This window comes from Candidatus Binataceae bacterium (assembly GCA_035500095.1).
GTDB lineage: Bacteria > Desulfobacterota > Binatia > Binatales > Binataceae > JAKAVN01.
Genome location: DATJXN010000045.1, coordinates 1 through 6,888, shown reverse-complemented (window position 1 = coordinate 6,888; position 6,888 = coordinate 1). Strand labels below are relative to the sequence as shown.

At 65.5% G+C, this 6,888-nt stretch carries 5 protein-coding genes and 1 tRNA gene; 4 read left to right on the top strand and 2 right to left on the bottom strand.

Annotation, left to right across the window (positions count from 1 at the left end):
• Window positions 1-756, bottom strand: a 756-nt coding sequence (locus VMI09_05285; protein HTQ24088.1) for a peptidogalycan biosysnthesis protein, incomplete at its 3' end; no start/stop codon positions are given.
• Window positions 757-880: 124 nt separating this feature from the next.
• Here VMI09_05285 and clpS point away from each other — a divergent pair.
• The gene (gene clpS, locus VMI09_05280) at window positions 881-1,261 is read left to right on the top strand and encodes an ATP-dependent Clp protease adapter ClpS (protein ID HTQ24087.1); all 381 of its coding nucleotides are present in this window, start codon (window positions 881-883) and stop codon (window positions 1,259-1,261) included.
• A gap of 122 nt (window positions 1,262-1,383) precedes the next feature.
• On the top strand, window positions 1,384-3,735 hold the full coding sequence (gene clpA / locus VMI09_05275) for an ATP-dependent Clp protease ATP-binding subunit ClpA (GenBank protein HTQ24086.1): 2,352 nt from the start codon (window positions 1,384-1,386) through the stop codon (window positions 3,733-3,735).
• A 33-nt stretch (window positions 3,736-3,768) separates the two neighbouring features.
• Here clpA and nadB read toward each other — a convergent pair whose 3' ends face one another.
• A complete protein-coding gene (gene nadB / locus VMI09_05270) occupies window positions 3,769-5,403 on the bottom strand; it encodes an L-aspartate oxidase (protein HTQ24085.1) in 1,635 nt (544 codons plus the stop codon).
• Window positions 5,404-5,831: 428 nt separating this feature from the next.
• Here nadB and pgsA point away from each other — a divergent pair, with 428 nt between their 5' ends.
• The gene (gene pgsA / locus VMI09_05265) at window positions 5,832-6,416 is read left to right on the top strand and encodes a CDP-diacylglycerol--glycerol-3-phosphate 3-phosphatidyltransferase (protein HTQ24084.1); all 585 of its coding nucleotides are present in this window, start codon (window positions 5,832-5,834) and stop codon (window positions 6,414-6,416) included.
• A gap of 75 nt (window positions 6,417-6,491) precedes the next feature.
• Window positions 6,492-6,567: transfer RNA gene (locus VMI09_05260), tRNA-Gly, on the top strand.
• Window positions 6,568-6,888: the final 321 nt, after the last annotated feature.

Sequence of the window (6,888 nt, the reverse complement as noted above, 5' to 3'; positions counted from 1 at the left end):
CGTCGAAAGGTAGAGATCGAACATCGGACCGAAAATCGTGTCGGGGACATTGTCGCCCGCGTGCACCTTGATCGTTACGCCCTGGGCGACCAGCGCCGCGCGCTCATGGCGTACGGCGTAGCGGCGTTTGCTCTTGAGCGCTCCGAGGTAGTCGTCGAAGGTGGCGAAGCCGGCGTTGCGCCAGTGGTACTGGTAGCCGAGGCGCTCGAGAAATCCAAGTTCGCGGAGCGCCGCCGCCTCGTCGGGGAGGCAGAAGTTGACGTGCACGGAGGAGAGCTTGTTGTCCGCGCAAAGCTGGGTGAGCGCGCGCCCCAGCGCCGCGACCATCGGCGCCCGCGCCACGCCGGGCGCGGAGAGAAAGCGCCGCCCGCCGTGTGGTGTGAATGGCACGCCGGCCAAGAGCTTGGGATAATAGCGGATACCGCTGCGCTCGGCCGCGTCAGCCCATCCCTGGTCGAACACGAACTCGCCCATGCTGTGGCTCTTGAGATAAAGCGGGCAGGCTGCGATCAGTTTTTTGCCGCGATGGATCGTAAGATGGCACGGCGCCCATCCGCTGGCCCGTGCCGCGCTCCTGGAGTTTTCCATCGCGAAGAGCCAGTCCCAATCGACGAAAGGGCTGTCGTCTTCCGCGAGCAGCGCGTTCCAATCCTCGCGCGCGATGCGATCGATTCCTTCGACGACGGAGACTTCGATCGTCGTGGTTTTCCCGTCCGCGTCGCGCGCCACCGCGTCCTTGTTGTCGTGCCGTGCCATCGCAGCTTATGGGCGAGCTTAGCCGTGCCGGACGCCGCCGCATAGGGGCCTTGGGGAGATGCTCACGGCAACGCTCCGGCTATGCTCCCAAGACCATGCGCCGATTTGCTATTCTAGTGGAACGATGAGCGGCGAACTTTTACGACGGGATGCACAGGCGCGCAGGCGCGACGGCGAGGGCGTCCGTGGCGGCCAGCCCGGCGACGGCGACACGGTCGTCGAACGGCGCACGCGGCCCGAGACTCGCACCAAAAAGCCGCAGATGTACAAGGTCATCCTGCTCAACGACGACTACACGCCGATGGAGTTCGTGGTCGAGATCCTGAAGGTGGTCTTTCACAAGGAGCATGCCGAAGCGACCCGGATCATGCTGCACGTGCATCAGAACGGGATGGGCGTGGCGGGCGTGTTTCCCTACGAGATCGCCGAGACCAAGGTGCGGACGGTGGACGAACTCGCGCGTCAGAGCGAATTTCCGCTGAAATGCGTCATGGAGAAGGCCTGAGGCGGCGCGTTGAATTTTGCCGCTCTGCGGCTTTGATGATTATTCTCATTTGATGGTTAACTTGGACAGTATGCCAAGCATAATCGACACCGGATGCAGCGGGTGCAAAGAGGAGTCGGGCGATGGCCTCGCCGGGCGTGATGCTTAGCCGCGAGTTGCAGGTCACGCTGCAGTTGGCGATGACCGAAGCGCAAAGCCGGCGCCATGAATACGTCTGCCTGGAGCACGTGCTGTACGCGATGCTCCATGATTTCACCACCAGCAACGTGCTCAAGCAGTGCGGCGCGAATATCGATTCGCTCCGCCGTAAGCTCCAGGGCTACCTCGACGACGGAGTCGAGCGGATGGGCCGCGGGGTCGAAGTCACGCCGCGCTACGCGACCGGCGTGCAGCGGGCGCTGCAGCGCGCGGCGGTGCACGCGCAATCGGCCGGGCGGCGCGAGATAAACGGCCCCGCGGTGCTGATCGCGATGTTCCAGGAGGCCGAGTCGTACGCGCTCTACTTCCTGCAGGAGGAGGGCGTCTCCCGCTTCGACGTGATCAATTTCATTTCCCACGGCGTCTCCAAGGTCGGCGCGGACGAGGACCGGCAGGTGCGCGGCGCCAACGAGGCAGAGGCCGACGGCGACGACGAGCACGAGGAGGCCGAGAACGAAGAGGACGAAGAGGGTCCGCCGAAGGTCTCTCCGGCGCGCGCGCTCAAGCGCTACGCGATAAACCTGGCTGAGCGCGCAGCCAAGGGCAAGATCGATCCGCTGATCGGGCGCAAGAACGAAATCGAGCGCGCCGTGCATATCCTGCTTCGCCGGCGCAAGAACAACCCGGTGTTCGTCGGCGAGGCCGGCGTCGGTAAGACCGCGCTCGCCGAAGGCCTGGCGCTCGCGATTCACGAGGGCCGCGTGCCCGAGGCGCTCAAGGGCGTCGAGATCTACGCGCTCGACATGGGCGCGCTGCTCGCGGGCACGCGTTTTCGCGGCGATTTCGAGCAGCGGCTCAAGGCCGTGATCAAGGCCGCGTCGGGCAATCCGAAAATCGTGCTCTTCATCGACGAGATTCACACCATCGTAGGCGCCGGGTCCGCGTCGGGCTCGACGATGGACGCGTCCAACCTGCTCAAACCGGCGCTCGCCTCCGGCGAGCTGCGCTGTATCGGTTCGACGACCTACCAGGAATACAAACGCTCGTTCGATCGCGACAAGGCGCTCGGACGGCGTTTTCAACGGATCGAGGTATCCGAACCGACCGTGGAAGAGGCGGTGCAGATTCTCAACGGGCTCAAGAGCTACTACGAAAAGCATCACAACGTCCGCTACACCGCGCCCGCGATCCGCGCGGCGGTCGATCTGTCGTCGCGCTATATCAACGACCGTTATCTGCCCGACAAGGCGATCGACGTGATGGACGAGGCCGGAGTTGCGGCGCGCTTGCGCGCGCCCGGCTCCGAGACGGTAACCGTGGGCGCCCGCGACTCGGAGCGGACCGTGGCGCGGATGGCGCGAATCCCGGAGCGCACCGTCTCCTCCAGCGACCGCTCGCGCCTGCAGAATCTCGAAGCCGAGCTCAAGCAGGCGGTCTTCGGACAGGACCCGGCGATCGAGGCGGTTGCGCGCGCGATCAAGCTCGCGCGCTCGGGCCTTGCGCATCCGGACCGTCCGGTGGGCGCGTTTCTGTTCGCCGGCCCGACCGGCGTCGGCAAGACCGAGGTCGCGCGCCAGCTCGCCAAGGTGATGGGCGTCGAGTTCCTGCGGTTCGACATGAGCGAATACATGGAGCGCCACACGGTCTCGCGTCTGATCGGCGCCCCCCCCGGATACGTCGGTTTCGACCAGGGCGGCCTTTTGACCGATGCGATCAACAAGAACCCGCATTGCGTGCTGCTGCTCGACGAGATCGAGAAGGCCCATCCCGACCTGTTCAGCATCCTGTTGCAGGTGATGGACCATGCGACGCTCACCGACAACAACGGACGCAAGGCCGATTTCCGCAACGTTATTATCGTAATGACCACCAACGCCGGCGCGCAGGAACTGGCGCGCACGATGATCGGGTTCGGCACCGGCATTGCGACCGGCAATCCGCGAAACGCGATCGACCGGATGTTCAGTCCGGAGTTCCGCAACCGCCTCTCCGCGATAATCGAGTTCGCGGGGCTCGGCCCCGAGATCATCGCCCGGGTGGTGGACAAGTTCATCGGCGAACTCGCCGAGCGGCTGGCGGCGCAGAAGGTGAAGCTCGAAGTCTCGGAAGCGGCGAGAAAATGGCTCGCGGAGAAGGGCTACGATCCGCGCTTCGGCGCGCGGCCGCTCGGACGGCTGATCGAAGCCGAGATTGCGCGCGCGCTGGCCGACCAGGTGCTGTTCGGCGCGCTCAGCAAGGGCGGCGTGGCGAAGGTCGACGTTGCCGGCGACAAGCTCGCGTACAACTTCGAGGCCAACGCCCCGAAGGCAGCCGCTCCCGCCGAGCGCGTAAGTTAGGAGCCTCGTCGGCTGACCGCGCGGGCGCGTCCGCTATGCGCCCTTCGCGATCACCGTGTCGTGCAGCCACTTTGCGTCGTCGCGGTCGGGATAATCGATAGTGTAGTGCAGGCCGCGCGACTCCTTGCGTGTCGCCGCCGAGCGCACGACCAGCTCAGCGACCTCGACCAGGTTGCGCAGCTCGATAAGATCCGAGTCGATCAGATGCTCCCAGTAATAGCCGTGGACCTCCTGCTTGATTAGCTGCAGGCGGCGCATCGCGCGCTCGAGCCGCTCGTCGCTCCGCACGATCCCGACGTAGTTCCACATCAATCGGCGAACCTCGTCCCAGCTCTGGGTTATCAGCACGCGCTCCTCGCTGCGGATCGCGCGCCCGGGGTTCCATCCGGGGAACTCGGGCGCACGCCGCTCTCCCGTATCGGCGATATCGTCATGCGCCGCGAGAGCAGCCCGCCGGCCCATCACCGCCGCCTCGAGCAGCGAGTTCGAGGCGAGCCGGTTCGCGCCGTGCAACCCCGTCATCGCGGTCTCGCCCGCCGCGTATAGCTGCGCAATCGAAGTGCGCGCGGTCAGGTCCGTCATCACTCCGCCGCACATGTAATGAGCCGCCGGAACGACGGGAATCGGCGCGCTGGTGAGGTCGAAACCAAAACTCAAGCATCGGTTGAAGATATTTGGAAAGCGCCCGTGCACGAAATCGGCCGGCCGATGGCTGATGTCGAGCAGCACGTAGTCGAGCCCGTGCCGCTTCATCTCGGAATCGATCGCCCGCGCCACGACGTCGCGCGGCGCGAGTTCGGCGTCGAGATGGTAGCGCTTCATGAAGGGCGTGCCGTCGGGCAGCCGCAGGATCGCGCCTTCGCCGCGCAGCGCCTCCGAGATGAGGAACGACTTGGCGGCCGGATGATAGAGGCAGGTCGGATGGAACTGGATGAATTCCATGTTGGCGACGGGCGCGCCCGCCCGATAGGCCATCGCGACGCCGTCGCCCGACGCGATGTCGGGGTTGGTCGTGTAGAGGTACACCTTGCCGGCGCCGCCGGTTGCGAGCAGCGTCGCGCGCGCTACGAACTTGTCCACCGCGCCACTTGCGCGGTCGAGGACGTACGCGCCCCAGCATCGCGCGCCGCCGCGAGCGGCGCCGGTGTCCGTCGCGCCCGGCTCGATCAGCAGGTTGACCGCGATCTTGTTCTCGAGCACGCGGATATTGCGCCGGGCGGCCGCCACCTCGCCGAGCGCGCGCATGATCTCGCGCCCCGTGAGGTCCTGCGCGTGGAGCACGCGGCGATGGCTGTGGCCGCCTTCGCGGCCGAGGTCATATTCGTCCTCGCCGCCCTCCTCGACGCGGGTGAAGCGCGTGCCGAGCGCGATAAGCTCGCGCACGGCCTCGGGGCCGTCGCGCACGATCGTCTCGACGGCGCGCCGGTTGCAGAGCCCGGCGCCGGCGCGCAGGGTGTCGTCGACGTGCGACTCGAAAGAGTCGTCCACGCTCCAGACGCTCGCGATTCCGCCCTGCGCGTAGGCGGTGTTGGCTTCGCCGCTCGCGGCCTTGGTCAACACCGTGACGGTGCCGGTCTCGGCCGCCTTGATCGCGAAGGTGAGTCCCGCGATACCGCCGCCGATAACCAGGTAGTCGCTCGCGAACGCGGCGCCTTGCCGCGCGCTCATCGCGTTGGCCCGGCGGCGGTGTTGGCGTCCAGTCCGCGCGCTACGGAGGCGGCGCGCGGCGCGACGACGCCGCGCTGCAGTGTCGATTCGGTCGTTTCAAACAGTCGCATGTGAAACAGGCGCATGCGAAACAGGCTCATGATCGACCGTATGCGCGCCCGGCGCGGCCCGTCAAGGCGAAGCGCCGTCGTCCGTGTCGTCGCAGCAGGAACCAGGGAGTCTCCGTGCAGGTTTTGCCAATGGGAAGGGGCGGGACAAGAAACCCTACGGTAAATTCTGAGGGAAATTCTGCGGCCGCCTGACGCGACGCTTCTGCACGCTTGATTGCTCTACTTGGAGGATTGCCATATCCTTGATGTGGGGAAGGCTCGCAGCGAGGCGTCGAGGGAGAGCGCGGCAGGCAGAAAAGGAGACCTCGAAACCGCGTCATGGAGCTGACCGCACCGAATCTGCTGACCCTGATGCGCATCGCGCTGGTGCCGGTGCTGGTGTGGCTGCTGATGTATCCGGCGCCGGGGCCCTCTGCGATGGCGGCCGGTGTGTTCTTCGTCGCGACGCTCAGCGACTTCTTCGACGGTTATATCGCGCGCAGCTACGGCTCGGGCACCACGCTCGGCAAGTTTCTCGATCCGCTCGCAGACAAGCTGGTGATCTCGTCCGCGCTCATCATGCTCGCAGCGATGCCGCGGTTTCCGCGCGTGCCGGCCTGGATGGTGGTCGTGCTTGTGACGCGGGAGATCGCAGTCACGGGGCTCCGCGCGATGGCTGCGGCAGAGGGGCAGGTGATGGCGGCCGAGGAGTTGGGCAAGTACAAGATGGTGCTGCAGTCGATGGCGATCCAGGGGCTGCTCATCAATTACGTCTATTTCCACGTGGACTTTTTCGCCGCCGGGATGTTCCTTTTGTGGATCGCGACGGCGGTGACCGTGTGGTCGGGCGTGGACTATTATCTTAAGGCGCGGGCGGTGCTGCGGCCGCGGATCGCGCCGGCGGCGCGGCGCGCCGCGGTTTGACAAGGCGCGAACGGACTTATAAACCCATCTATCCGGCCGCGCGCCGACCGCGCGAGGACAGATAAACGCCTGGGGGCGGGTGTAGCTCAGTTGGTAGAGCGTGTGCTTGCCAAGCACAAGGTCGTCGGTTCGAAACCGATCACCCGCTCCAATTAATCCCACACGGAGAGAAGGACTTAACCGACCTAAGCGCACGTACGATTCTAGGCGCGCTCAAGCTGGTGCCGATTCTGGTGCCGATCTCGGTCTTCGCTCACGTTTGCCCTCGAGTAAACTGGCGTCTGCTGTTTTCGGTGCGGCCTGCGAGATAGCTGTTGGTTTCGGTCGCGTATTTCGACACGTCAGCCTGGAACCATCTTTACAACGGCGCGGTGCTCCAACGCTCCGGGTGGCAAGCTGTCGCGACACCTGGCGATCTCTCACACCTGCGTGCAGCCGTAGCGGACCGCACAATATCGATCCCCGTCAGTGT